Source organism: Micromonospora sp. NPDC049044 (genome assembly GCF_040649215.1).
Taxonomy (GTDB): Bacteria; Actinomycetota; Actinomycetes; order Mycobacteriales; family Micromonosporaceae; genus Micromonospora.
The window spans coordinates 73,700-98,872 of record NZ_JBEZFA010000018.1 but is presented as its reverse complement, the minus strand read 5'-3'; the positions used below and the strand labels follow the sequence as shown (position 1 = coordinate 98,872).

The 25,173-nt window shown below is 71.3% G+C and carries 23 protein-coding genes; 12 read left to right on the top strand and 11 right to left on the bottom strand.

Annotation, left to right across the window (positions count from 1 at the left end):
• Positions 1–631: 631 nt before the first annotated feature.
• The gene (locus AB0B85_RS17315) at positions 632–778 is read right to left on the bottom strand and encodes a hypothetical protein (RefSeq protein ID WP_357408308.1); all 147 of its coding nucleotides are present in this window, start codon (positions 776–778) and stop codon (positions 632–634) included.
• A 585-nt stretch (positions 779–1,363) separates the two neighbouring features.
• Complete coding sequence (locus AB0B85_RS17310; RefSeq protein ID WP_357408306.1) at positions 1,364–2,428, bottom strand: SMP-30/gluconolactonase/LRE family protein; 1,065 nt, start codon at positions 2,426–2,428, stop codon at positions 1,364–1,366.
• A 345-nt stretch (positions 2,429–2,773) separates the two neighbouring features.
• Here AB0B85_RS17310 and AB0B85_RS17305 point away from each other — a divergent pair, with 345 nt between their 5' ends.
• Positions 2,774–3,157 (top strand): hypothetical protein, encoded by a 384-nt coding sequence (locus AB0B85_RS17305; RefSeq protein WP_357408365.1) that lies wholly within the window; start codon positions 2,774–2,776, stop codon positions 3,155–3,157.
• 66 nt (positions 3,158–3,223) lie between these two features.
• Here AB0B85_RS17305 and AB0B85_RS17300 read toward each other — a convergent pair whose 3' ends face one another.
• From AB0B85_RS17300 to AB0B85_RS17285, 4 genes are all read right to left on the bottom strand, one after another.
• Entirely contained in the window at positions 3,224–4,309 is a 1,086-nt protein-coding gene (locus tag AB0B85_RS17300; protein WP_357408304.1) for a glycosyltransferase family 2 protein, read from the bottom strand.
• A 54-nt stretch (positions 4,310–4,363) separates the two neighbouring features.
• Positions 4,364–6,160, bottom strand: coding sequence for a hypothetical protein (locus tag AB0B85_RS17295; protein ID WP_357408302.1), 1,797 nt, complete (start codon positions 6,158–6,160; stop codon positions 4,364–4,366).
• Between the two features lie 172 nt (positions 6,161–6,332).
• Entirely contained in the window at positions 6,333–7,088 is a 756-nt protein-coding gene (locus AB0B85_RS17290; protein WP_357408300.1) for an enoyl-CoA hydratase/isomerase family protein, read from the bottom strand.
• Between the two features lie 52 nt (positions 7,089–7,140).
• Positions 7,141–7,596 carry a MaoC family dehydratase gene (locus tag AB0B85_RS17285; RefSeq protein WP_357408298.1) on the bottom strand — a complete coding sequence of 152 codons (456 nt, stop codon included), beginning with the start codon at positions 7,594–7,596 and terminating at the stop codon, positions 7,141–7,143.
• Positions 7,597–7,778: 182 nt separating this feature from the next.
• Here AB0B85_RS17285 and fabG point away from each other — a divergent pair, with 182 nt between their 5' ends.
• The 11 genes from fabG to AB0B85_RS17230 all read left to right on the top strand — a co-directional run bounded on the left by fabG (position 7,779) and on the right by AB0B85_RS17230 (position 19,678).
• Positions 7,779–8,708, top strand: a complete 930-nt coding sequence (gene fabG, locus AB0B85_RS17280; protein WP_357408363.1) for a 3-oxoacyl-ACP reductase FabG — start codon at positions 7,779–7,781, stop codon at positions 8,706–8,708.
• Positions 8,709–8,761: 53 nt separating this feature from the next.
• Positions 8,762–9,022, top strand: a complete 261-nt coding sequence (locus AB0B85_RS17275; RefSeq protein ID WP_357408296.1) for an acyl carrier protein — start codon at positions 8,762–8,764, stop codon at positions 9,020–9,022.
• On the top strand, positions 9,019–10,221 hold the full coding sequence (locus tag AB0B85_RS17270; RefSeq protein WP_357408294.1) for a beta-ketoacyl-[acyl-carrier-protein] synthase family protein: 1,203 nt from the start codon (positions 9,019–9,021) through the stop codon (positions 10,219–10,221). Before AB0B85_RS17275 ends, AB0B85_RS17270 begins: the two co-directional genes overlap by 4 nt.
• Entirely contained in the window at positions 10,222–11,247 is a 1,026-nt protein-coding gene (locus AB0B85_RS17265) for an AfsA-related hotdog domain-containing protein (protein ID WP_357408292.1), read from the top strand.
• The gene (locus AB0B85_RS17260; RefSeq protein WP_357408290.1) at positions 11,244–12,224 is read left to right on the top strand and encodes a beta-ketoacyl-ACP synthase 3; all 981 of its coding nucleotides are present in this window, start codon (positions 11,244–11,246) and stop codon (positions 12,222–12,224) included. The genes AB0B85_RS17265 and AB0B85_RS17260 overlap by 4 nt, the downstream gene beginning before the upstream one ends.
• A gap of 65 nt (positions 12,225–12,289) precedes the next feature.
• On the top strand, positions 12,290–13,783 hold the full coding sequence (locus AB0B85_RS17255) for a radical SAM protein (protein ID WP_357408288.1): 1,494 nt from the start codon (positions 12,290–12,292) through the stop codon (positions 13,781–13,783).
• Between the two features lie 130 nt (positions 13,784–13,913).
• On the top strand, positions 13,914–15,284 hold the full coding sequence (locus tag AB0B85_RS17250; RefSeq protein ID WP_357408286.1) for an FAD-dependent oxidoreductase: 1,371 nt from the start codon (positions 13,914–13,916) through the stop codon (positions 15,282–15,284).
• Between the two features lie 75 nt (positions 15,285–15,359).
• Positions 15,360–16,469 carry a thiamine pyrophosphate-dependent dehydrogenase E1 component subunit alpha gene (locus AB0B85_RS17245; RefSeq protein WP_357408284.1) on the top strand — a complete coding sequence of 370 codons (1,110 nt, stop codon included), beginning with the start codon at positions 15,360–15,362 and terminating at the stop codon, positions 16,467–16,469.
• Between the two features lie 53 nt (positions 16,470–16,522).
• Complete coding sequence (locus AB0B85_RS17240) at positions 16,523–17,491, top strand: alpha-ketoacid dehydrogenase subunit beta (RefSeq protein WP_357408361.1); 969 nt, start codon at positions 16,523–16,525, stop codon at positions 17,489–17,491.
• Positions 17,488–18,114, top strand: a complete 627-nt coding sequence (locus tag AB0B85_RS17235; protein WP_357408282.1) for a biotin/lipoyl-containing protein — start codon at positions 17,488–17,490, stop codon at positions 18,112–18,114. The genes AB0B85_RS17240 and AB0B85_RS17235 overlap by 4 nt, the downstream gene beginning before the upstream one ends.
• Complete coding sequence (locus AB0B85_RS17230; protein ID WP_357408280.1) at positions 18,107–19,678, top strand: succinic semialdehyde dehydrogenase; 1,572 nt, start codon at positions 18,107–18,109, stop codon at positions 19,676–19,678. Before AB0B85_RS17235 ends, AB0B85_RS17230 begins: the two co-directional genes overlap by 8 nt.
• Positions 19,679–19,744: 66 nt before the next feature.
• Here AB0B85_RS17230 and AB0B85_RS17225 read toward each other — a convergent pair whose 3' ends face one another.
• The 5 genes from AB0B85_RS17225 to AB0B85_RS17205 are packed head-to-tail and all read right to left on the bottom strand — an operon-like array spanning position 19,745 to position 25,172.
• Entirely contained in the window at positions 19,745–22,063 is a 2,319-nt protein-coding gene (locus AB0B85_RS17225; protein WP_357408278.1) for an acyl-CoA dehydrogenase family protein, read from the bottom strand.
• The gene (locus AB0B85_RS17220; RefSeq protein ID WP_357408276.1) at positions 22,060–22,368 is read right to left on the bottom strand and encodes an acyl carrier protein; all 309 of its coding nucleotides are present in this window, start codon (positions 22,366–22,368) and stop codon (positions 22,060–22,062) included. Before AB0B85_RS17220 ends, AB0B85_RS17225 begins: the two co-directional genes overlap by 4 nt.
• A gap of 10 nt (positions 22,369–22,378) precedes the next feature.
• Complete coding sequence (locus tag AB0B85_RS17215; protein WP_357408274.1) at positions 22,379–24,079, bottom strand: acyl-CoA dehydrogenase; 1,701 nt, start codon at positions 24,077–24,079, stop codon at positions 22,379–22,381.
• Complete coding sequence (locus AB0B85_RS17210) at positions 24,076–24,900, bottom strand: hypothetical protein (RefSeq protein ID WP_357408272.1); 825 nt, start codon at positions 24,898–24,900, stop codon at positions 24,076–24,078. Before AB0B85_RS17210 ends, AB0B85_RS17215 begins: the two co-directional genes overlap by 4 nt.
• A 5-nt stretch (positions 24,901–24,905) precedes the next feature.
• The gene (locus AB0B85_RS17205) at positions 24,906–25,172 is read right to left on the bottom strand and encodes a MoaD/ThiS family protein (RefSeq protein WP_357408270.1); all 267 of its coding nucleotides are present in this window, start codon (positions 25,170–25,172) and stop codon (positions 24,906–24,908) included.
• Between the last annotated feature and the right edge of the window lies 1 nt (position 25,173).

Sequence of the window (25,173 nt, the reverse complement as noted above, 5' to 3'; positions counted from 1 at the left end):
TTCCTGACGGGGGGGTGTCAGGAAATTCTTACACCACCCTTCCATGGTGTCAACGCCGCCCCTGGCGACGCGTGAACTGTCCGCCCACACTCGTCACTCACTCGCGGTGTCGCGACGGACCGGTGGTGTCAGGAACAGGTGAGCCGCCCCGGCGGCAGCAGGTGACCGCGGATCGGACGGGCCCTGCGTTTGCGATACCCTCCAGAGGCCCACGCCGGCGTCGAGCAGTTCGCGTCCGTCGGTTGTCGATGGTCCACGGGGCGCCTGAGATCCAGGGAGATGCCGATGCCGGAGCCCGAGCCCGAGCCCGAGCCCGTTCACGACGATCACGAGCCGGCTGCCGACGCCACGGTCGAGGCCGAAGGCGACCAACCTACCGCTCCCACGAATCGGGCGGCCCGACGCGCGAAGGGCAGGGTCGCCTCACCCCAACCGCACGGCAAGGGTCAGCACTTCGGCGGCCGGGGCTCGGTCCAGAGCCCGCGCCAGTGGGGTAACCGGCGAAGCGGCTGACCGTCGGCGGAGCCTGGTCTGAGTGGACGGCTCTCCACCACACCCACCTCGTACCCGGAATCTATGTGGGGTGGTCGACCGCTGGCGGCGGTGCGGAGCCGGCGGCGAACCTCGCTGCCTAACCTGCTTCCTCGTCGCGGGCCCGCTGCTGGCTTTCTCGCAGTCGCAGGTAGTGGTCGGTCAGGTGATCGGGGTCGATGTGCGCGGCGGCGGTGACGGCGGCGTCCAGCACGCCGTCCATCCAGAGCCGGGACACGCCGTGCATCTGCCGCGCACCCTCATCCATGAGTTGCGGGGCGAGACCGGGTTCGGGGCCAGCGGGACGAGCCGGAAGTGCGCACGGACGAAGTGGCGTCAGAGTCCCGCCTCCTTTCAGTGGGGGTCGGTGGGCATGGCCTCCCGCAGCCGCACAGCGCCTGTCGTGCCTCGGCGAAGTGTCCCGCCCTGCGGTGCAGTCCGGTAAGCGTGAGCAGGGCGTGGGCCCTGTCGAAGCCCGGTTCGGCCAGGCTCGCCGCCTCAGTCTGGATGCCGACGGTGCCGTCGAGGAAGCCCAGTTGAGCCAGGTGGAACTGCGGTTCGTTGAGCGTCTGCCGGGTGCGGGGCTCGGTGGCGGCCCAGTCGAGCAGGAAGCGGCGCGATGCCTCCCGGTCACCCTGGCGCGCGGCGTGGTTGGCCCGAACCAACTGCACGCCCAGCGCGCCGCCCGTCCCCGACTGCTTCGGCTGACCATCTCCTCACTCGGAGCGTCGAGCGGCACGACAGGCACCGACAGCGGTCGGGGACATCCGGTCCCGCTTGGGCTCGATCAAATGATCGGGTCCGGGGCGGGACCGGACGCGTGCGACGGGTGTCAGTACGGGTATCCGGGAATGTTCAGATGCACGCTGTACAGGCCGGAGTCGTTGCGCTGGCCGGAGGTGATGTAGAGGGTCTGCCGGTCAGGCCCGCCGAAGGCCACGTTTGTGGTGCCGGAGTTGGCGGCCCGGATCGTGCCGAGCTGCGTGCCGGAGGGGGAGTAGACGTGGACCTGGCCGTCGAAACCCGACGTCCAGTACACGTTGCCGGCACAGTCGATCGTCCCGCCGTCCGGACCGCCGATGTAGTTCACGAAGACACTGCGGGCGCCGGTGCTGCCGTCGGGCGCGACCGCGTACTTGTAGATCTTGTTTTCGGAGTACGCGCCCACGTACAGCGCGGTCCCGTCGGGTGAGAGCGAGATGCCGTTCGGCTGGCGCAACCGGTCATCCACAAGGGACACCTGGCCGCCGGAGACGCGGAAGACGCTGGTGCGACCGTTCATCTGGTCGGCGCGGTTGCCGCGCTGGAAGTTGGGGTCGGTGAAGTAGACGACGCCGTCCGAGCGCACCGCGACGTCGTTTGGTGAGTTGAACGCCCGGCCCTGGTAGTTCGCCGCGACGGTGCTGCGGGACCTGTCGCTCAGCCGGTACGCGGACACGCTGCGCTGGTCGTGGGTGGCCGCGATGAGCTGCTGGGCGTCGGCGCTGAGCGCCACGCCATTGCTGCCCGCGTTGGCGATGAACGTGTCGAAGGTCGCCGGTCGGGTGAACCGGCGGATGGTGGACGGCTGGACGTTGTACGGCCCGGTGCCGGCGGCCATGTCGGACATCAGCAGGTAGCCGCCGTCGGCGACCCAGACCGGCCCTTCGAGGAACGAGAATCCGCCCTGGATCCGGGTGGCCGACAGGGAACTCGACGGCAGCGGCGAGCCGTATCCGACTCCGTCCGGACAGACCCCGGCTGGTGCGCCGGGCGGACCGGCGAGCGCGGCGTGAGCGTTAACATGGGCCGTGTCCGCTGCCGTCGAGGATGCGGCGGCGGCCCCGGCGGCGAATGGTGCGGAGCCGACCGCGAGGCACAGCCCGGCGAGTGCGGCAATGGTGGGACGCCAGGTCATCGAATGGCTCCAATCGGCGTCGGCCGTGGTGCGGACCGGCGGTAGGTGGGGTGCGAGGACGTGGGGGATACCGGCACGTCAGGGGATGCGGGACGGCGCTGTTCCACCCGGCAGCCTAGGTGACGAACGAGAGCGTCGCGACATTTTCCGGAAGGCCGACCTACTCGACATTACAAAGTCGCTGGTCAATGCGTAAAGGATGGGTTAAATCTTTGTCCGGTCGTCCCGGTGCCGCGGCGGTCGACGGCGTCGCGTCTGGCCGCGCACGGGATCGTTTCAACCGGCCGGGTCCGTGGGTACGCTCCCACCCGCTGATCCCCCGATCGACGGAGACCTATCGTGATCATGGCTTTGCTGCTCGACCTCGCCAACATCGTCGGCGGTTTCCTGCTGGCCGTCGCTGTGCTCCGGTTGCTGCCGCGGGTCGGCGACGACCTGGGCCGCCTCGCCGGTCGGGCGGCCCCGATCGCGTGGGTGGTTGGCGTCGTGGCGCTGGTGACCGGTGGCTACTACCTCATCGTCCACCTGGTGTCCGGCCCCCGGGTGTTCCACTTCGAGGTGGTGGGGATCGGGGTCGGGCTCGCCCTGCTCTGGGGGCGGCTGACCGGACGCCCGGCGCCACGTGACGAGCCGGCGGCCGGAGCGACAGGGGTACGCCTGTTGCTCGCGATCTTCGGTCTCATCGCGATCGTCGTCGGCATCCAGGGGCTGTTCACCCCGGACGGCTGAGGACGCCACCCACCTCCGTCCGGGTGGTGCCGGCCGGCACCGTGAGCCCGGTGGGCGTCGAACGGTTCAGCTGGCGTCGCCGGTGGCGGCCTCGCCGGCGGCCGGCGGCTGGTGGGGCCGGCGGAACCTGTCCTCCCGGGCCGGCGCCGCCGGTTGGCCCCGATCGGTCGACCGCGTCGCGGGCTGGTGCGGCACCCGGGACGCCTGGCCCGCCTCGGTGACCAGGCGCTCGGTCTCCTGGACCAGATAGTGCGGTCGGCGCTTCGTCTCGTAGTAGATCCGGCCGATGTACTCCCCGATCACGCCCAGGATGGTCATCTGGATGCCGCCGAGCCCGATGACGCTGACGATGATTGTGGTGTAGCCGGGAACGTCGATGCCCTTCTCGATGGCATCCGCTACCACCCAGGCCATGTAGGCGATCGCGATGAGGGTGAGGAACAGGCCGCCGTAGATCGCCAGGCGCAGCGGCCGGTTGTTGAACGACAGCAGGCCGTCGAACGCGTAGTTGAACAGTTTGCCGAGCGTCCACCTGCTCTGGCCGGTCTGCCGGGTCTCGTTGCGGTGGGCCACCACCACGGTGCGGAAGCCGATCCAGGAGAACAGTCCCTTGGAGAACCTGTTGTATTCCGGCATCGCGAGTATCGCGTCCACGGCCAGCCGGGACAGCAGCCGGAAGTCACCCGCCCCGTCCTGCAGGCGTACGTCGATCCACCAGTTGATCATCCGGTAGAAGGACCGCGAGGCGACCATGCGGATGAACCGGTCGCCCCGCCGGTCGCGGCGGGCGATCACCTGGTCGAAGCCCTGGCGGTACAGGGCCACCATCTCGGGCAGCAGCCGTGGCGGGTGTTGCAGGTCGGCGTCCATGATGACGACAGCGTCGCCGGTGGCCCGCTGTAGGCCGGCGAGCATTGCCGCCTCCTTGCCGAAGTTGCGGCTCAGCGACGTGTAACAGACCGCGGGGTCGGCGGCGGCGAGCCGGCGCAGCGCCTCGAGGGTGCCGTCCTCACTGCCGTCGTCGACGTACACCACCTCGACGTCCAGGTCCGACAACTCGGCGAGCGTGGCCGTGACGGTCTCGTGCAACCGCTCCACAGACGATTCCTCGTTGAAGCAGGGCACCACGATGGACAACCGCACTCTGCTCACCCGGCCCGGCCCGTACCCGGGCATCCGGCGCCGGTGCCCGCGGCGCTGCCCCGGTCAGAGGCGGTAGAGCAGCGCGCCATCGAGGTCCTCCCGAGTGATGCCGAGCCCGTCGACGGGCCGGGCCGCGATGCCCTCCCAGGGCGTCCCCGCCGTGCGGTCCGGCACGGCCAGCACCGACCGCACGCCGATGCCACGCAGGTACGCCACGCTACCGGCGTCGGGGAACGACGCCACCGCCATCCGGGTCTGCGCCTGACTGACCGGCTCGAATCCGGCCAGCCCGTTGGTCACCCGGGGGAACCCGTCGGTGGTCCACAGCATGTACGTCAGATCGCCCACCCCGCCCGCGGGCAGCACCAGGATCGGGTCCTGGGCGGCCCGCATCGCGGCCGGCGGCGGAGTGACCGTCGGGTGGGGTGTCCGGTTGACGCCCTCCAGGGTGACCAGGGCCAGCGGTATCAGTAGGACCAGGGGCATGAAGAGCCGCGACCACCGGCGGGCCGTGCTCTGCTCCGGGGCCTGCTCCGATGACTGGGCCAGCGCCGTCACCGCGCCGGCGGCCAGCAGCGCCAGCAACAGGCTGGTCCAGTGCATCATCCGGCCCGGTGTGCGCAGGGCGTCCCAGCCCGGCAGGTGGGTGGAGAGGGTCAGATAGCCCGGGTCCCCGTCACCACCGAGGGTCGAGCCCAGACCCAGCAGCACGGTGCCGAGCACGCCGAGACCCAGTGCGACCCGGTGCCGAGCCGGGTACATCGAGATGAACAGGCCCGCCGCGGCCAGCGCGATGAGCGTGATGCCCGGCAGCAGCGCCATCTCCGGCGGCCAGGACAGCTGTTCGCGGGCGGCGGCGTGCCGCTCACCCCACAACCAGGAGTCGCCCGGCGCGGTCACGAAGCCGATAAGTGGCGGGGAGAACATCTTCGTCCACTCCAGCCCGCGTTCGGCCTGCGGGTTGAGGTCGACGACGCGCAGGTAGACCAGGCCGAGCAGCACCGTCGTCAGGCCGAACACGGCGCCGCCGGCCAGATCCGCGAGCAGCAGGCGCCTACCGAACGGCGGGCGCTCCCGCTTGCGCCACCAGGACCAGCCGTAGCAGCCGGCGGCCACCAGCACGGCGGCCAGCAGGAAGTAGACAAGTGGCAGCCCGATGCCGAAACCGAGCGTGACCTGCCAGGCGGCGACGAGCCAGCCGGCCAACGCCCAGCCGGGCCGCCGGCGCTCCGGCCGGTAGCCGTCGCGGAACGACCAGCCGTGCCCACGGGCCAGCATCGCCAGGCACAGCGCGATGCCTCCGCTGGACAGGATGTTGAGGTGGCCGGCGTGCGCCAACCGCCAGGGCGCGAACGCCCAGGCGATTCCGGCGACCGCCCCGCCCCACCGGTTCGCGCCGAGCTGCCGCGCCAGCACGTACGCCCCGAAGGCCGCGAGCGCGTGCAGCAGCACGTAGAGCACGTTGTATCGGACCAGGGCGGCCTCGAAGCCGGAACCGAGCATCCCGATCGGGGCGTACCCGAGCAGGGTGTCGCTGTAGGCGTAGGTGTATTTCTCCGGGAAGAAGGTGTTCGAGTTCCAGAGGTCGGCCGGATTGCTCAGCAGGGCGTGACCCGACCAGGCGACCTGCCATGCCTGCAACGTCGGGTCGCCGAGGTCGTTGGGGATCGTGCTCGCCGGGTGCCGCAGCGTCGGCCAGGTAAGCACCGCCGCCAGCAGCAGGCTGCCCAGTGCCGCCAGGGTCCACTCGGGGCGGGCCCAGCGCCACCGCTCCCACCGGCTCGGCGTCCGGTCGTCGGACGTCTCTTCGGGGCTCGTGTTCTCGGCGGTAGCTGCGGCGCCGGTGGACCGGGTATTCACGGGATAGATCCTCTCCGATGGTGCCGACCTTGTCCATCAGCAGTCCGAAGCGTGGGTCCGCGTGGCGCCGGGTGTGGGCTGGTCCGAACGGGCCGGCGCGCCGGTGTGGGTGGGCCGTCGGTGGCCGACAACGGTGCCGTCGGCATCGCCCAGGTCCGCGCCCTCCGGGGGTTCAGTCGCCTTCGAACACCGGCACGTCACCCTGTCGGTGGGCGGCCAGGCCCCGCCGCATGTCCCGGGTCCGCAGCCCGTCGGCGAACAGGTCGTGCTCCACCGCCAGGTGCTCGGTCAGCGTGTTGCGGTGGCTGGCGTCGACGAGCCGCTTCGCGGCGGCTACCGCGTGCGGTGCGCTCGCCGCCAGGTGCCCGGCGGTGCGCACTGCCCGATCCAGCAGGTCGGTTGCCGGCACGACCTCGTTGACCAGGCCCTCCCGGAGAGCCCGGGGTGCTCGCATGATCGGTTGTTCGAGCAGGAGGGCGAGCGCCCGCGCGGGCCCGACGACACGGGGCAGGAACCAACTCATCCCCCCGTCCGTCGACGCGCCGAGCGCTCCGTAGGCGAAGTGCAACACGGCCCGCTCCGCGGCGATGCGCATGTCACAGGCCAACGCCAGGGCGAACCCGGCACCCGCCGCCTGCCCGTTGACCGCCGCGATCACGCAGGCCCGCATCTCGCGCACTGTGCGGACCACAGTGCCCAGCGCGTCGGTCAGGGGGCGGCTGTACGCGGCCGGGTCGCCCACCTGGCCGGACAGCGCCCGCTCGAAGTCCGCCAGGTCACCGCCGAGCGAGAAGGCCCTGCCCGAGCCGGTCAGGACGACCGCGCGCACCGTCGGGTCGCCTGCCAGCGCGGTGAGGTGCCGGAGCAGGTCGCCGAGCATCTCGGCGTCGAGCACGTTGCCGGTGTCCGGGCGGTCCATCGTGAGCACGACCACCGGTCCGTGATCCGTGCGGGAGACGCACGGTGTGGTGACGCGGTGGTCACTCATTGAACACGAGGACCCAGTCGCCGACGCAGGCCGGTTTGGTCTCGCCCTCGATCTCCACCCGCATCTGCACCACGACCCGGCACGCGCCAGCCATCCGGCGGGCCTCCAGGAGGGTCGCGACGCCGCGCACCCGGGCACCGACCGGGACCGGGGCGCGCATGCGCACCTTGTTCAGGCCGGCGTTGATGACCAGGCGGACGCCGTCGACCTCGATCAACTCGGCCAGGAAGGTGGCGCAGAGCGAGAGCGTGAGCATGCCGTGCGCGATCGTCGTCCCGAACGGACTCTCCGCCGCCGCCCGCTTCTCGTCGACGTGGATCCATTGTTGATCACCGGTCGCGTCGGCGAACGCGTTGATCCGGGCCTGGTCGATGAGGTGCCATCCGGTGGTGCCGAGCTGCTGGCCGGTGTGCTCGAGCAGGGCGTCGATGGTGTCGTATCGGCTCACCGCGTCCACCTTTCCGGCATCGATGGCAGGTCCGCAACCCCACCGGCCGATAACGGCGGCGTGTCTGTTGCGGCTGAATGATCTTGCGGCGCTGGTCCCAGCCGTCGAGCGAAACAGATGTTACCGAAGAATAAATAGGTGCGACAGTTTCAGGACCCTTGATTGAATCGTTGACATTCTATATGTTGACGAGGTCCGTGTGGCCGCCTCGACCATCTCCTTCAGGCCGGGATGGAGGTCGTCCGTGCGGTCTGTACGCCATGGATGCCACGGGGGGTTCGCGGGTGAGTGTTGCGCTTACCAACATCGAAATTGATCAAAGCCATCAGTCCGCCGCACGCGGTCTCGAATTCGCATTGCCGACCACCGGGTGTGCCCTGGTCACCGGAGCTTCGCGAGGGATCGGGCTGGCGGTCGCACAGGCACTGGCGCGGGGTGGCCTGCCGGTGGGGATCAACTTCCGGTCCGACGAGACGGCGGCGCGGGCCGCCGCGCAAGCGATCACAAATGCCGGCGGTCGCGCGGTCGTGGTGGGCGCCGACGTGTCCGACGCAGAATCGGTGGACGGCCTTTTCAATGCACTCGAAGACGAGTTCGGTGCGGTAAGCGTGCTCGTCAACAACGCCGGCGTCCGCGCTGACGGTTTACTGGCGAACCTCGACGACGAGCAGTGGCGAACGGTGCTCTCCACCAACCTCACCGGCTCCTTTCATACAATGCGGCGCGCTCTGCCGAGCATGATCAGGGCCAGATTCGGGCGGATCGTCAACGTCGCCTCGGTGCTCGGCGCCCACTCGATTCCCGGCGTGGGCAACTACGCCGCGGCGAAGGCGGGTCTGGGCGCGCTGACCAGGTCGGTCGCGGTAGAGGTGGCGAGAAAGGGCGTGACCGTCAACGCGGTCGCGCCGGGGTTGGCGCGTACCGACATGACCCACGACGTGGCACACCTCGACCAGTCGGTGCGCCGCCACGTGCCGATACGGCGAGCCGCCAGCCCGGACGAGGTGGCCGCCTGCGTGTGCTTTCTCGCGTCGACGGCGGCCGGATACGTCACCGGCGCGACGCTTGCCGTGGACGGGGGGCTCTCGGCCGCCGCGTTCCAGCTCTCCTGATCCTCGCCCCGGTCATGCGGGGCCCGTGTAGACCGACATTCCTGGAGGGCGATATGTCCCAGAACTCTCAGCACAGCCAGGTGGAGATCGAGGAGTTCGTACGCGAGCAGGTGGAGGCCATGGGCGCGGACGCGGCCGGCATCAGTGCCGGCGCCACGCTCGAAGAGATGGGGCTCGACTCGCTTGACGTTGTCGAGTTGAGCCAGGGCGTCCGCAAGGAACTCGGCATCCAGGTTCGGCCCAACGACTTCGCCGAGGTGAAGTCACTTGCCGACGCGCTCCAGGTGATCTATGAGCGGGCGGGCTGCGCATGACCAGACGGGTCGTGGTGACCGGCATGGGAGTGGTCAGCGCCCTGGGGGTGGGAGCCCAGGCGCTCCACGAGCGGGCCGTCGCGGGAGACTCCGGCCTGGACGGCGGCGTCGGCAGGTGCGACTCGTTCGACTGGCGCGGGGTGCTCACCCGACGGGAGGCGCACCGCACCGACCGGTTCTGCCAGTTCGCCATCGCCGCCGCCGACGAGGCGCTCGACCAGGCCGGGTGGGGTGATCAGCCGCCGTACCCGGCGGAGCGGGTGGGCTGCGTGATCGGCTCGGCGATCGGGGGCATCGCGACGATCGAGTCGCAGGTGGAGGCGTTACGCCGCGACGGCCCGGACTACGTGTCGCCGTTGTCCGTACCGATGCTGATGGCCAACGCGGCCGCGGCCCAGTTGGCGATCCGCTACCAGTTTCGCGGTGAGGCGTCGTCCATCGTCGCGGCCTGCTCCGGAGGCGCACAAGCGATCGGAGCCGGGCTGCGCGCGATCCGGGCCGGCGAAGCCGACGCGGTGGTGGTCGGCGGGGCCGAAGCCGCCCTGACGCCGTTCACGGAGGCCATCTTCCGCTCGGCCGGCGCGCTCTCGCCGACCGGCCGTTCGGTGCCGTTCGACCAGAAGCGCGACGGCTTCCTGCTTGGCGAGGGAGCGGCCGTCCTGGTGCTGGAGAGTGCCGACGCGGCCGAGCGTCGGGGCGCGGTGCTCCTCGGCGAGGTGCTCGGGTACGGCGCCACGACCGACGCCTACCACCTGACCGCTCCCGAACCGACAGCGTCGCTCGCCGCGAAGGCGGTCACCCTCGCTTTGGCCGACGCCCAACTCCCGGCGGCCGACGTCGACTACATCAACGCGCACGGCACCGGGACGGTGCTCAACGACCTGGCCGAGACCAGGGCCCTGCGCACCGCGTTGGGCGCGGCGCTGACCAGCATCCCGATCTCGTCCAGCAAGTCCTACCTGGGGCACCTGTTGGGTGCCGCGGGGGCGGTCGAGGCCGTCGCCACGTTGCAGGCGCTGCGGCACCGGACGGTCCCGCCGACCCACGGGCTGACCGAGCCCGACGAGCGCCTCGGGCCACTCACCCACGCCGCACGGGCCGTGTCGCTGGCGGTCCGCGAGAGCGGGTCGGTGGGCCTCTCCACATCCTTCGGGTTCGGCGGCCACAACGTGGCCCTACTGTTGCGGGCGGCGAACTGAATGGCCACGAACATCGACGCGACGGCGCGGCCGGCGGCCGCGGTGCAGCCGCCGGTGCCCAGCTCGCTCGGGCTCACCACCGACTCCACCGTTCCACGACGGTTCGCGCACCGACGCAGCACCGAAGGGGTCTTCGTCACCGGCGTCGCCCGGGACGGGGAACGGCTGGTAGCCGTGGGCCACCTGCCGAGGTTGCACCGGCTGTACAACGACACCGCCGGCCGCCACCACGACATCCTCCTGATCGCCGAGGTCCTGCGGCAGGGCGTCGAGGTGATCGCGCACGCGCTCCTCGAGGTGCCGTTGGACAGCCAGTTCGTCCTGCGTTCGGTGGACGTCCGGGTGGTGTCGACCCAGGCGACCATCGTGGGGGAGGACACCGCCGAGATCGTGATCGCCGTACCGGTCGACCGGGTCCGCCGCAACCGGCGCGGCGCGGTGTACGCGATCGACGGGCCGGTACGCGCCTGGATCGACGGGCGGCCCGCCGCGACGATGACGGGTTCGGTGGCCTTCCTCGCCCACGACGGGTACGCGGAACTGCGCGCCGACAGTGCCGGGCGGGTCCTCAACGTCCGACCTGGGTTGCTCGCGATGGCGGCTCCCGGTGCCGTCGTCGGCCGGTACTTTCCCGGCAACGTGCTGATCACCACCCCGTCCGGACCACCGCGTGACGCGTCCGCCGAGGTGTTGCCGCTGCGGCACCCGGCCTTCTTCGACCGTCGGCTCGACCACTATCCGGGCATGCTGATCGCCGAGGCGTCGCGCCAGCTCGCGGTCGCCGCAATGGTGGTGCACGCCGACGTCGACGCCGGCTCGCTGCGCACGGATGCGGCGGCGATGGACTTCGTGTCGTTCGCGGAGCTGGACGTCGCGCTGTCCTGTCGGGTCGCCGGCTGGGACACCGACACCGACGGCGGCGGCCAGGCCGTGACGATCTGGGCCGAACAGAACGGGCAGGTCGTCACCCGCTCGCGATTCGTGCTCAGTCCGGCGGATACCCGCGGACCGGAGTTGGCCTCGTGACCGCCGTCGTCGCCGGAGCGGGTGCCGCCCTGCCGGCCACAGTGGTCGGCAACGACCGCTTCGCCCACCTCGGGGTCAGCAGCGAGTGGATCACCAGTCGGACCGGGGTCGGCCAGCGATACCGGCTCGGCGACGGCGAACGGCTCGGCGCCCTGGCCGCACAGGCGGGTGCCGCGGCGCTCGTGGACGCCGGGGCCACACCGGCCGAGGTCGACTTCGTGGTCGCCGCGACCTCGACCGCCGACCGCGTCTCCCCGGGGCTCGCCCCGGGGGTGGCGCACCTGCTGGGGACCGGCGCACCGGGCGCGGTGGACCTCAACGGAGCATGCACCGGTTTCCTCTACGCCCTCGACTACGCCATCGGCCGGATCGAGACCGACCGGGCCGACTGCGTGCTCGTGATCGGAGCCGACGCGATGTCCCGCCTCACCAACCAGCAGGACCGGTCGACAGCCGTGCTGTTCGGCGACGCCGCGGCGGCGGTCGTGGTGCGGGCGGCCCGGGGGACCCGGCGGGCCCGGTGCCCGCAGTACCTCTCCTTCGGGTCCGCCGGCGAGCACGGGGATCTCCTGTACGTCGACCGGGACGACCAGGTGGTGCGCATGCAGGGCGGCGAGGTCTACGAGTTCGCAGTGGAAGCGATGGTCAACGAGGTCAAGGCCAGCTGCTACGCCTGTGAACTCGCCGTCAGCGACCTCGACGTGCTGGTCAGTCACCAGGCGAACGCCCGGATCGTCGGCGCCGTGGCCCGGCGGCTCGGCTACCCGGCGGATCGGGTCGCGATGTACCTCGACCGCTTCGGCAACACCTCGGCGGCCTCTATCCCACTGGCTCTCACCGAGGCCCAGCGGGAGGGGCTGTTGACGGCCGGGGCCCGGGTCGGGCTGGCCGCCTTCGGCGCGGGTCTGACCTGGGGCGCCGGAGTCATCAACTGGAAGGGCTGCGCACACCTGGTGCGGGGCACGGACTGTCCGTGACCGGTGCCGGCCGGCTGGTCGGCCGGGAGGTGCGCGGTACGACACGCACGACCGAGGGAGCAGAGATGGAAGTCAAGTCAGCCGCACCCCGCCTCTACGTCGGCGAGCACGCCACCCGGCCGATGCCTTTTCCCGGGATCGTGACGGCCTCGCACTATGTCATGCCGAACTTCGCCACAATGGACTGGCACCAGGTCGAGCCCGCGCAGGTCGAGGCCAACATCGCCAGCCTCGGCGATCCCGGTGGCAACCTCAACGACGAGCTCATGTTGTACATCCACGTGCCGTACTGCAAGTCCTTCTGCCACTACTGCAACTTCAACCGCTACCACTACCCCAAGCAGGACGAGGATCGTCTGGAGCGGTACACCGACTACCTGATCAAGGAAATCGACTGGTACATGCGCCAGCCGTACGTCCAGGCCCGCAGGTTCAGCGCGATCTACGTCGGTGGTGGCAGCCCGTCCACGCTGCCGCTGGGCGCGGTGGACCGGCTCTCGGCCCACCTGCGCAAGGTCGTGCCGGGCTACGACACCATCGAGAAGTCGTTCACCGGAGAGCCCCGGACCCTACGCCGGCCCGGGATGATGCAGCTCCTGCAGGGCCACGGCTGGAACCGGATCACCTTCGGGATCGAGACGCTCAACCCGACGATCCACCGCAAGATCGGTCGCCTGGACACCCGCGAGGACGTCGATTCGGTCTTCGACCAGATGCGGACGCTCAACTTCGACGCCGAGTCGTGTGTGGACATCATGTACGACCTGCCCGGCCAGACACTCGACGGCTTCGTCGACGAGTTGGCGGAGCTGGTGTCGACGTACTCCCCGTCGGAGATCGACGCGTTCTCCACCATCTACCTGCCCTACCGGCCGCTCCACAAGCTGATCATGGACGGGCGGGTCGAGCAGCCGGGCACCGCCTGGCAGTTGATGGCGATGCGGGAGCACCTGTACGACTACCTGCTCTCGCAGGGTTACCACAACACGCTCGCCGAGACCTACTCCAGGAGCCCGGTACGCAGCCAGTACCAGACCGCGCACTGCGCGCGGCAGGACATCATCGCTGTCGGTTGCGCCGCCCGGGGCAACGTCAAGGACATGGTGTCGATCAACCCGGACAAGGTCGACGACTGGCAACGCAACATCGACGAGCGGGGCGTGTCGACCGAGACCATGCAGTCCATCGGGCGCGGCGGCGTCCTCGACCGGATCATGGTGATGTTCCCGCGGTACAAGGAGCTCACGAAGGACCTGCTGCACCGCTTCGCCGACCTGCCGGACCACGAGCGGGTGCTCGGCGTGCTGCGTGAGCACATCGAGGCGGGTGTGGTCGAGGAGGAGACGGACCGCTACCTGGTCAACAAACTGGGCGTGCTGTGGCACGGCAACCTCCAGACCGACTACCTGCGGCACACCCTGAACACCAACGGGGAGCAGATCATGGCCCACCTCACCGAGGTGTCCGACAACTTCGACAACGAGAACAGGTTCGCCGTCACGCCGCAGACGGTCTACATCAAGGAGCACGACGCCGAGTTCCCCCGGCTGATGAAGTAGGTGCCGCGGGTCACCGTCGTCGGATGCGTCTCCCCGACCGGCCCACCGGACGCTCGACCACTTCCGCTCGGCGAAACGCCCGGGTGCCGCCCCCTGCCCTGCCCCTCCGACACCACCGATGGGATGGATCGTGACTGCTGAGACGAGCCGGCGGGACACCCCCGCCGGACTGCCGCCGCGCCCCGCGACCGCGATCGTGGTGGGCGGTGGGTGGTCGGGCATCGCCGCCGCCTGGTACCTGCGTCGGTGCGGCGTGCGGGTGACCCTGCTGGACGACCAGCACCGCCTGGGTGGACGCTCGTCCGGAGAGAAGTTGGGCGAGCGGGACGTGACCCTCGGCGGTAAGAACATCGGCACCCGGTACACCGAGTTCCGGTCCTTCGTGCAGGAGTTGGGCGGCGGGCCCTTCGAGCACTTCGGGATCAACACGTCCCGGGTGGAGGATGGGCGGCTGCGTACCGTGGACGGGCAGTCCCGGGCCGCCGGCATCGCCGGCTTCCTCCGGCGCACCCCGCCCCGGGACGTCGTCCGCTTCTGGCGGATGACCCGATGGGTACGCGGAGACGACCGGGACCGGTTCCTGGGCAGCCCCCGGTTCCGGGACCTCAGCCGGGCGCACGACGACCCGAGCATGGACGGCTACTTCGGCCGGTACCTGCAGAACGCGCTGGTCCGCCCGATGACCGTGCGGATGAACGGTGCCGAACCCGATGAGCTGCACCTGGCCGACTTCGGCGCGAACCTGGGCATGCTGCTCGACCGGTTCGAGCAGCTGACCGACGGGTTCGAGCCGGTGTTCGGCGAGTTCGCCGCAACCGTGTCGGTCCAGCTGGGGACGCGGGTCGAGGAGCTGCTCGGGGACGGCTCCCGCACCACCGGCGTACGGGTGCGGACGCGCTCGGGCGACTCCGAGACGCACCTGGCCGACCTGACCGTCCTGGCCGTGCCGGCCAGCGCGGGTGCCGCGCTGCTGCGGCCGGGCCACCCCGAGGTCGCCGCCGAACTGGACCAGATCCGCTACTTCCCGGCCGCCGTGGTGATCGCCGAGTACGACCGGCCGGTGTTCGACGTGGCCGCCCGGGCGATCTTCTTTCCGCCGGGCAGCGAGGTCAGCAACGCCGGCGCCTACGGCCGCGACGACCGGCACATCGTCCGCTACACCTTCAGCGGCCGGCCGGCTCGGCGGAACCTGCTCTCGGCCTCCCTGGAGGAGCTGCGGGTCCGGGCCGAAAGCCAGCTCGCACCGCACTTCCCCGCCATCGCGCAGGCTCGGCTGCGCCACCAGGTGAGCCGCCGGTGGCAGCAGGCGTTCTGCGCCTACAGCCGACGGCATCCCGACCGGCTGGAGCGCATCGACAAGCTCCTCGGCGGGTCGGACGGTCTGCTGGTGACCGGCGACTTCCGCCGGGGCACGTCGATCGAGGCGTGTTTCCGGGCCGCTCGGGAGCAGATCGGGTCCGTCGTCGACAACCCGGCGGACCGAAGCCCCGCGGTGACCTGACCGGCGCCCACCGGGCCCGTCGGCGGCGCCGGCGCCACGAGGACAACGAGCACCTACGCACGAGGGAGGTGGCGCATGGCCACCACGGACCAGAGCGGTCAGGTTCGGTCGAACCACGACATACGGGCACCGGGGTCAGATTTCGACCCGCCCGGCCGGCCCGCCGGCACGTCGGAGACCGTGGACCTGGCCACGGCGCTGGCGGCGTACCGCGCCATGGTCATCGGGCGTCGCTTCGACGTCCAGGCGACCGTCCTTGCCAAACAGGGCTCCCTGTCGGTGTACCCGTCCTCGTACGGGCAGGAGGCGTGCCAGGTCGGTGTGGTCCTGGCGCTGCGGCCGACCGACTGGGTCTTCCCCACCTACCGCGACTCGGTGGCCGTGGTGACCAGGGGAGTGGATCCGGTCGAGACGCTCACCCTGCTCACCGGGGACTGGCACTGCGGGTACGACCCGATGGCCAGCCGCACCGCGCCGCACTGCACACCGTTGGCGACGCAGGCGCCGCACGCGGTGGGCCTCGCGCTGGCGGCGCGTTGCACCGGCGACGACACCGTCGCGCTGGCGCTCTGCGGCGACGGGGCCACCAGCGAGGGCGACTTCCACGAGGCGCTCAACCTCGCCGCGGTGCGCTCCGCCCCGGTGGTGTTCGTGGTGCAGAACAACGGCTACGCCATCTCGGTGCCGTTCGCCAAGCAGACCCGGGCCACCTCGCTGGCGTATCGGGCGGTCGGCTACCGGATGCCCGGCGTCCGGGTGGACGGCAACGACCTGCTCGCGGTCCATTCGGCGGTGACCGCCGCGGTGGACCGGGCCCGCCGGGGGAGCGGGCCAACCCTGATCGAGGCGGTGACGTACCGGATCGCCCCGCACACCAACTCCGACGATCCGTCGCGTTACCGCGACGCGGCCGAGGTCGAGTGGTGGCGTGGCCACGACCCGATCCGGCGGCTCGCCGCGCACCTGCGCCGGCACGGCGTTCTCGACGACGACGTGCAACTGCGGATCGACGCCGACGCCGAGGCGTTCGCCGACCGCACCCGCCGGGGTGTGCGCGGCCGCCCCGCCCCGGACCCCGCCGACCTCTTCGCCCACGTGTACGCGACCCCCACCCCGCAACTGGCCAGACAGGCCCGGCAGTTGGCCGCCGAGATCGCCGGCAACGCCGAGCCCGAGGAGACGTGATGACCGCCCCGGCCCAGCCCGACCCGACCGGCACCATCGGCATCGCCCCAGGCATGACGTTGGCGAAGGCGTTGAACCGGGCGCTGCACGACGAGATGTCCCACGACGAACGCGTGGTGGTCTTCGGAGAGGACGTTGGCAGGCTCGGCGGTGTCTTCCGGGTGACCGACGGTCTGGCCGCCCGCTTCGGCGACCAGCGGTGCTTCGACACCCCGGTCGCCGAGTCGGCGATCCTGGGCATGGCCATCGGCATGGCCCTCTACGGACTACGTCCGGTGGTGGAGATGCAGTTCGACGCCTTCGCCTATCCGGCGTTCGAGCAACTGGCCAGTCACCTGGCGAAGATGCGCAACCGGACCCGGGGAGCGGTGTCGCTGCCGGTGGTGGTCCGGGTGCCGTACGGCGGAGGTGTCGGCGGCGTGGAGCACCACAGCGACTCCTCCGAGGCGTACGCCGCGCACACGCCCGGTCTGCACGTGCTCACGCCGGGGACCGTCGAGGACGCGTACGGCATGCTGCGCGCGGCTGTCCGTGGCGCCGACCCGGTGGTGTTCTTCGAGCCCAAGCGGTTGTACTGGAGCGTGGCGGATCGGGCACTGCCGGCCGAGGTGGCGCCGGTGGGCCGGGCGGTGATCCGCCGCGCCGGCACCCACGCGACGCTCGTGGCGTACGGCCCGACGGTCCCGATCGCGCTGGCGGCGGCCGAACTCGGCACGGCCGAAGGGTACGACCTGGAGGTCATCGACCTGAGGTCGCTCGTGCCGTTCGACGAGCAGACCGTCCACGAGTCGGTACGACGGACCGGCCGCGCGATAGTCGTGCACGAGGCGTCCGGCTTCGCGGGGTTCGGCGCGGAGGTGGTCGCCCGCATCTGCGAGGAATGCTTCCACCACCTGGAAGCGCCGGTGCGGCGGGTGACCGGGTTCGACATTCCGTATCCGCCGCCCCGACTGGAACGGTTCCACCTGCCGTCGGTCGATCGGGTGCTGGACGCCGTGTCGTCGCTCTGGCGGGACCAGTGACCGGCCGGGCCGGGACGACCGGCGGGGTTCGGCGCACCTTCCACCTGCCCGATCTGGGGGAGGGACTGGTCGCTGGCGAGATCATCGCGTGGCGTCTCGCGGTGGGCGACCGGGTCGACGTCGACCAGGCGGTGGTCGAGGTCGAGACGGAGAAGACAGTCGTCGAGCTGCCCTGCCCGTACCGGGGGGTGATCGTCGAGCTGCACGCCGCAGCCGGTGCGGTGATCCCGGTCGGCGCGCCACTGGTCACCGTGCTGGTGTCGGAGGAGTCCGATATGGACGGTCCGACCGAGCCGGACCGGCCGGTGCCACCGCCCGCGGCGGGGCAGGCGACGACCGGCGGCGTGCTCGTGGGTGCCGGACCGGACCCGCACGCGTCGATGCTCACCCGGCGTGCGGCCGGGCGGGAGCGGGAGACCGGTGCGGCCCGCCCGCCGGTGCCGCCGCCGACGGCGCGGGCGGCGGCCGCTCCGGCGGTCCGCCGGATGGCCCGGGAACTCGGGGTGGAGCTGCACCGCGTAGCCGGCACCGGACCGGGTGGGCTCGTCACCCGCGATGACGTCCTGCGGGCGCACGCCGCGGACGGGACCGCGCAGCTCGAACCCGGCGACGACGATGACTGACACGACGACCTGGTGCACCGCCCGGGTGGCGGCAACCGTCGACGAGCTGGGCCGGCTCGCCGCCGACGGTCCCCGTCTCGGTACCCGGCTCGTCGTGTCGGCCCCGTTCACCGGTGAACCGGTTGCGGAGATCGGGTTGGCCGACGAGGGCGACGTCCGGTCCGCCTTCGCCGCCGCGCGTACGGCTCAGCAGGCATGGGCACGACTGGACCACCGCACCCGAGCCCGCCCGTTCATCGCCCTGCACGACGCGTTGTTCCGGCGGCAACGGGAGATCCTGGACCTGATCCAGGTGGAGACCGGAAAGGCCCGCGCGCACGCCTTCGAGGAGCTGCTCGACGCCGCCGCCATCACCCTGTATTACGCCCGCCGCGCCGGTCGGTTCCTCGCACCCCGGCGGCGCTTAGGCGCGATCCCGTTCTTCACCCGCGCCCGGGAGGTGCGACTGCCCCGGGGCACCGTAGCGGTCATCACCCCCTGGAACTACCCGCTGGCCCTGGGCCTCGCCGACGTGGTGCCGGCGTTGCTGGCCGGCAACGCGGTGGTCCACAAGCCGGACACCCAGACGACGCTCAGCACCCGATGGGCGTGGCGGGTCCTGGTCCAGGCCGGGCTGCCGGCCGACGTGTGGCAGGTGCTGCCCGGCGACCCGGCCGAGATGGGTGAGGCACTGATCGCCCACGCCGACTCGGTGTGCTTCACCGGATCGACGACCGCCGGACGGGCGGTGGGGCGGATCGCCGCCGACCAGCCGGTGCCCTGCACCCTCGAACTCGGCGGGAAGAACGCCATGGTGGTGCTGCCCGACGCGGATGTCCCCGCCGCGGTCCGGGGCCTGCTGCGGGCGGCCTTCACGTCCGCCGGGCAGCTGTGCATGGCCACCGAGCGGGTCCTCGTGGCCGCACCACTCATGGACCGCTTCCTGCCGGAACTGGTGTCGCAGGTGCGGCAGCTGCGCGTCGGCGCCGGGTTCGACTTCGACGTGGACATGGGCTCGCTGACCACACCACGACAACTGGCCCGCGTGATCGACCATGTCGAGGACGCCCGGTCGCGGGGCGCGACGGTCCTGACCGGTGGCCGGGCCAGACCGGATCTGGGGCCGCTGTTCTACGAGCCGACGGTGCTGACCGGGGTGGTGAGCGGCATGAAACTCCACCGGGAGGAGACCTTCGGCCCGGTGCTGTCGGTGCGGTCCTTCCGCACCGAGCAGGAGGCGATCGACCTGGTAAACGACACCGACTACGGGCTCACGACGAGCATCTGGAGCCGCGACGTCCGCAGTGCCCGGCGGCTCGCCGGGGAACTGCGCACCGGCCTGGTCAACATCAACGAGGGCTACGCCGCGGCGTACGGCTCGCACGACGCGCCAGCGGGCGGGATCAAGGGCTCCGGAGTCGGTGTCCGCCACGGGCGAGACGGCCTGCTCGCCTTCACCCGCCCCCAGACGGTCGCCAGCCAGCACGTCATGACGTTCGACCGGCCGGCCCGACTCACCGCCGAGCACCACGCGCGGCTGCTGACGGCGGTGTTCCGGACGTTGAAGGCGACCCGCGTGCGGTGACCACAGCAGGGGGCACGGCGGGGCCGGCCGGTCCGTGCCCGGCCCGCCCCGAGCGCCCCGGCCCGGCTACCGCTCCCGGCGGGACGCGACGAGCTGGACGCCGAGGTTCGCATCCTGCCAGAGCCACCTGATGTGGCCCAGCCCCGTCCCGCGCAACAGATCCTCGACAATGCCCCGGGCGACCGGCTGGGCACCCGCCAACGCCAACTCCAGGCCAAGGACCGCCGCGCCGAGTTTGCGCTTCGGCGGCAACGGCAGGACCACCACCAGCCAACCCCCCGGCACCAGCGCGCGGGCCGCGGCCTCGACGCGCCGTTCGAGGTGCGTGTGCGAACATCCGACGGCCGGGACCCAGGCCAGGCACAGCCGGTCGTCGGGTGCGAAGGAGTCGAGGTCGCCGACCCGTACCTCCGGAGCCCGGCCCAGCGGGTGCCGGGTCTGCCCGGCCTCGTCGACCGGAACGCCATCGGGCTCGATGGCCAGCACCGGAGCGATCGGGAACTCCCGAGCCAGCGCGTCCATCGACCGCCCGCCGTCTCCGGCCGCGCAGCCGATCCGCAGCTCCGGCCGGTCGAGCAGGTCCTCCAGGCCCTCCAACCGGCCGAGCAGTTCGTTGGCGAACACGTCGGCCAGCAGCGGCGCGTCGTCGCCGCGGCCGGCGTCGCGTACGTCGGGTCCGCCCACGCTCCCCGCGCGCAGGCCGGTGCCGCCGTCGACCGCGCGCCGCAGGCGGGCCGCGAAGGCTGCCGTCCGGGGACCGCCCACGAGCAGCCGTTCCAGACCGGGGTTGACGACGTAGCTGTCCTCGGGCAGCGGCTGCACCAGCTGGGTTTCGCCAAGCGCGCTCAGCAGCTCACGCGCGCTCTGCGTGGCCAGGCCGGCCTGGTCGGCCGCCGCCGCGACGGTGGGCGACCGTAGCAGCGCCGCCAACAGGCCCGTCCGTACCGCCGTCGCGCACGCCTCGAAGGCCCTCGCCTGCCTGGTCAGCTCCGTAAGCCGGTCGTCCGTCCCCTCCGGCGAGCCCACCAGGCCGGCCGCGAGCAGCACGTCGTCGATGGCCGCGGACACCTCGGGACGCTGCGCCCCCGCGCCCTCCCTGGCCGCCAGCGCGGACACCGCCCACCAGGAGTCGGCGAGCCGGGTCACGGTGCGCTCGGCCACGTCCTGCTTGAGCCGGCGGCCTTCCAGCCCGACGATCGACCGCTGCCCGAGCTGGATGAGCAACATCTCCTGCGAGCCCTGGCCACCGATCAGCCCCAGGATGTCGCGCATGTACTGCTCCCAGGGGAAGGCGCTGATGTAGCTCTCGCCGCCCTGAAGGGTCATCACCAGCTGGCCCACCCGGATCGCGGCCTCCGAGACCTGATGCTTGGCGGTCGTTGCCAACGCGTCGAAGTACGGGTCGCGCTGGTCAGCCCTGGTCCCGTCGAGAGCCCGGTAGAGGGTGGACCTCGCGGACTCCAGCAGCATGCGCATCTCGCCGATCGACCGCTCGACGTTGGGATAGTCGAGCACCCGGCGCCCACCGCGTCGTCGGGCCGAGAGCGACTCGACGCAGGCTTCGACGATCCCCTCGATCGCGCCGAGGACACCACAGCCGCTCATCGTGCGCCGGTTGCGGGCGTAGGTGTTGAGCTCGCTGAGCGCGTCGGAGCGCCAGACGAGCCGCCACTCGGGCAGCCGGACGTCGTGCAGCACGAGCTGGCCCATGCCCATGGTGCGCATGCCCATCGTCTCCAGGCGCACCGGTGTGACGCCGGGATCGTCGCGCTCGACGGCGAACGCGAGCATGTCGTTCGACGCCTCGTCGCGTACGTAGCAGATGAAGAGGTCCGCGAACACGGCACCGGCGATGAACCGCTTCGCGCCGTTGAGCACCCAGTGCCCGTCCTCGAACCGTGCAGTGGTCTGGTAGTCGTACGGGTCGCGGCTCTCGTAGGCACCCTGCACCGCGAAGCGGCGCCCGGCCACGAGGTCCGGCACGTAGCTGTCGATCAGCTCCGGGCGGCCGCTCGACAGGATCATCTCGGTGTTCTCGACGGTGATGTCGAGCAGCACCGGGAAGCCCGGGTCCCGGGAGATGCGGGCCAGCTCCGTGATCACCACGCCCCACTCGAACTTGTCCCGTCCAGCGCCACCGATCTCCTTCGGCAGGCCGAACCGCAGCAGGCCTATCTCGCTGGCCTCCTCGAACAGGCGACGATCCAGGGGCTGGCAGGCGCGGTTGCGAAAGCGCGCCCCGGGGTTCGCCCGATCCAGCAGGAACCCCTCGAAGCGGGAGACCGCCTCGCGGCGCAGCGCCTCCGCCTCGGCGTCGATTGTCAGTCGGTAGGCACCCCCGGCCGGGCGGTCCATGATGTCCGCGGCCCGCAGGCGGCTCGTCACGGGACGTTCACCCCCTCCTCGTCGGTCCGCGCCTTGGTCAACGCGGCCAGCTCAGCCGCGACATCGGCGAGCGTGTGGTCGCCGAGGAAGCGGTCCAGCGGCGCGGTCGCGCCGGTGCTCTCCTCGATCTCATAGGAGAACTGCGCGGCGGTGAGCGAGTCGATCCCCAGCTCGCTCAGCGGCTGATCGGTGGCAACCTCGTCGACCGGCACGCCGAGCAGGTCGGCGAGCAGCGACCGTAACCACCGGAGGGTCGACTCCGCGTCGCTCGGAGTGTCCAGGGTGTCGATGAGGTCCTCCTTCATCCGGCGGGGCCTACCTGCGGTACTGCGCTGCGAGCCGCAGCGGCACCAGGGAGAACGCCCGATCGTCGTCGTCCAGCTCCTGCAGTCGTGTGACCAGTCGGTCCTCGGCGTCGCGGTCGGGTTCGACAGGCAGGCCGAGCCGCTGGGCGATCCGCCGCAACGCGACGGCGAGCCACGCCGGGTCGGCCGCCACACCGCCGAGCACCAGGCGACGTTCGTGCCACAGGTGCAGACAGCAGGCCGCGGCGTGGACCAACGCGTGCCGGCGGGCGTGGTCGTAACCGCTGTGGGTGCGGTGCGCCGCGTGCCGGCCGAGGGCCGCGCGGGTCTCGTCGCGAACCGCGATCAGTTTCCGGCCGAGTGCGGCGAGCTCGTCGTCGGCGAGCCGCTCGACCGCGACGTCCAGCAGATCCACCACCTCGTCGGCCTGGCCGTAGACGATCGGGGGCCGAACCGCCCGTGGAGCCCAGGCGGTAACCGGCTCGCCGAACCCGAAGAGCAGGTCCAACGGGAGCTCGGCCGGCCCTCGTCGCCGGGCGCCGCTGGCGAGCTGGGCGCGGATGGTCTCCAACTGGACCAGTTTCGTGCCCTCGAACACCGGCGTGATGGCGGCGTCCCGGGCGATCTTCTGGAACGCGCCGTCGGCCACGTTCTCCCGCAGGTACGCCCGGGCGCTGAGCACCTCGCCGCAGGCATCGACCGCGTCGACGCAGAAGTCGGGCACCACGTACTTGGCCACCGCCGACCACAGCGGCATGCGGTGCGGTGCCACGTCGAGGGCGCGTGCGGCGGCCAGCTGGGTGGCCTCGGCGGCCAGCAGGTCGGCGAAGGCGGTGGCGAGCAACGCCCGCACCGGGGGCAGGGCCAGCGCGGACCGGCCGTACAGGATGCGGCCACGGGCGTGTCGCAGGGCGATCCGCAGCGCGGTGTCGGCGGCACCGAGGGTCATGCCACCGACCATGGTCCGGGTGAACTGCAACATGCCGGACACCATCTCGATGCCGCGCCCCGGGTTGCCCAGTGTCGCGTTCGCGTCGAGCTGACAGTCCTGGAACTCGAAGCCGCTGAGGTCGTGAGCGCGCAGGCCGACCGAGCGCACCTTCGGCAGCCGACGCACCCCCTGCTCGCCGAGGGCGGCGAAATCCACAAGGAACAGGCCGAAGGAGGGCTCGGAGGCGGCCAGCACGGTGGCGAACGATGAGCGCCGGCCGTTACCCACAAGCCATTTGCGGCCGTTGAGCACGAACCCGTCGGAGACCGGGGCCGCCGTCGTGGCGGTCGCCAGCAGGTCGCTGCCCGCGGCCTCCTCGCTGATCCCCGCCGTCCCGAAGGCGCGGGCCAGGATCAGCTCGGCGACCCGGCGGCGCTGCTGCGGCCGGCCCCACACCCACACCGGCACCGCGGCCAGGAAGGTCGAGCCGAGGCCCACCGAGATCGCCAGGTCACGGCGGGACATGGCGCGCAACACGCCCAGCAGAGACTCGAACGAGGCCAACCGGCCGCCCTCGTCGACGGGTACCAGGTACTCGTGGCAACCGGCGGACCACACCGCCTCGAACGCGGCGGTCGGCTCCGTCTCCAGCTCGTCGGCCCGGACGCCGGCGGCCAGTGAGATGCCCGCATCCGGGTCGAACGGGCAGCCGAGCCGCTGCTCCAACTCGGCCGCGGCGTCATACCCGGCCAGCGACGACACCTGGGTCGACGAGGTCATACCCGCTCCACCACGTACGCGTACGGCAGGCCGTCGTCGGCCAGTCGCAGCTCGCTGACGAAGGCGATCTCGTCGCCCAGCTGGTAGCCGGTGGTGTGGACGTCGAACTGGTCCCAGAGCTGCCCGGCCCGCAGCCAGGTGACGTCGACGCGACGAATCCCCTCGGTGAGCGCCCGCCGTAGCTGCGGTGCCCGCGAGCCGTGCCGCAACAGCAGCTCCTCACGGGCGGCGCCGGCGAAACCCAACGACTCCGCCCAGTACCACTGATCGGCGACCTCGCAGTGGTGCCGGTGCACGCGGGTCGGCAGCGTCACCGAGGCGAGTCGTTGACCGTCGCGCTCCAGCATCGCCCGCAGTGCCGGAACACGGCTGCGGAAGGGGGAGCGCTCGCGCTCGTCCGCCCCGAACCGGTCGACGATCCGGTCGGGAAGTGGGGCGGGTGTGCCCGACAGCGCCTGGTCACCGCTGAGCTGGAGCGGCACCGACGCGGCCCGGGTACGCACCGCCACCCCGTCGGGGCCGGAGAGGGTCATCTCGACCTCGAGTTGGGACGAGCGCGGCCCACGGACCCGGGCGCACACCTCGACGAGTGCGTCGTCCGCGTCCTCGAAGCGCAGCGGCTGCTCGTACTCGAGCTGCCACGCCCACAACACCAGCCCGACGCGGTGCTGCGAGACAAGCGTGCGGTGGCTGCACACGTGATCACGCAGCCAGCGGGTCCCGGCCTGGAAGCCCAGCCGACCCACCGCCACGGTCTGGAGCTGGTGTGGTGTGAAGTAGCTGGCATCGAGCACGACCTCGAAGGCTGAGCTGCGCGGCATACGAGCTAGCCTCCCGAGACGGCCGTGACGATGTCGACGCGGTCGTCCTCGACGGCCTCCCGGTCCAACTCGTCGAGGGAGAGCTGCTCCCCGTTGAGCGCGATGAAGTGCGTGGCGCGTACCGCGCCCTCGCGGTCGGACAGCACGTCGCGCAGGTTGGGGTAGCGCGCGGCAAGCTGGTCCAGGCCCTCGCGCACGGTCTTGCCCTCGACCTCGATCTCGTTCTCGTAGTTGGTGAACCGGAGCAGAATGCCCCGAACCTTGATGATCATT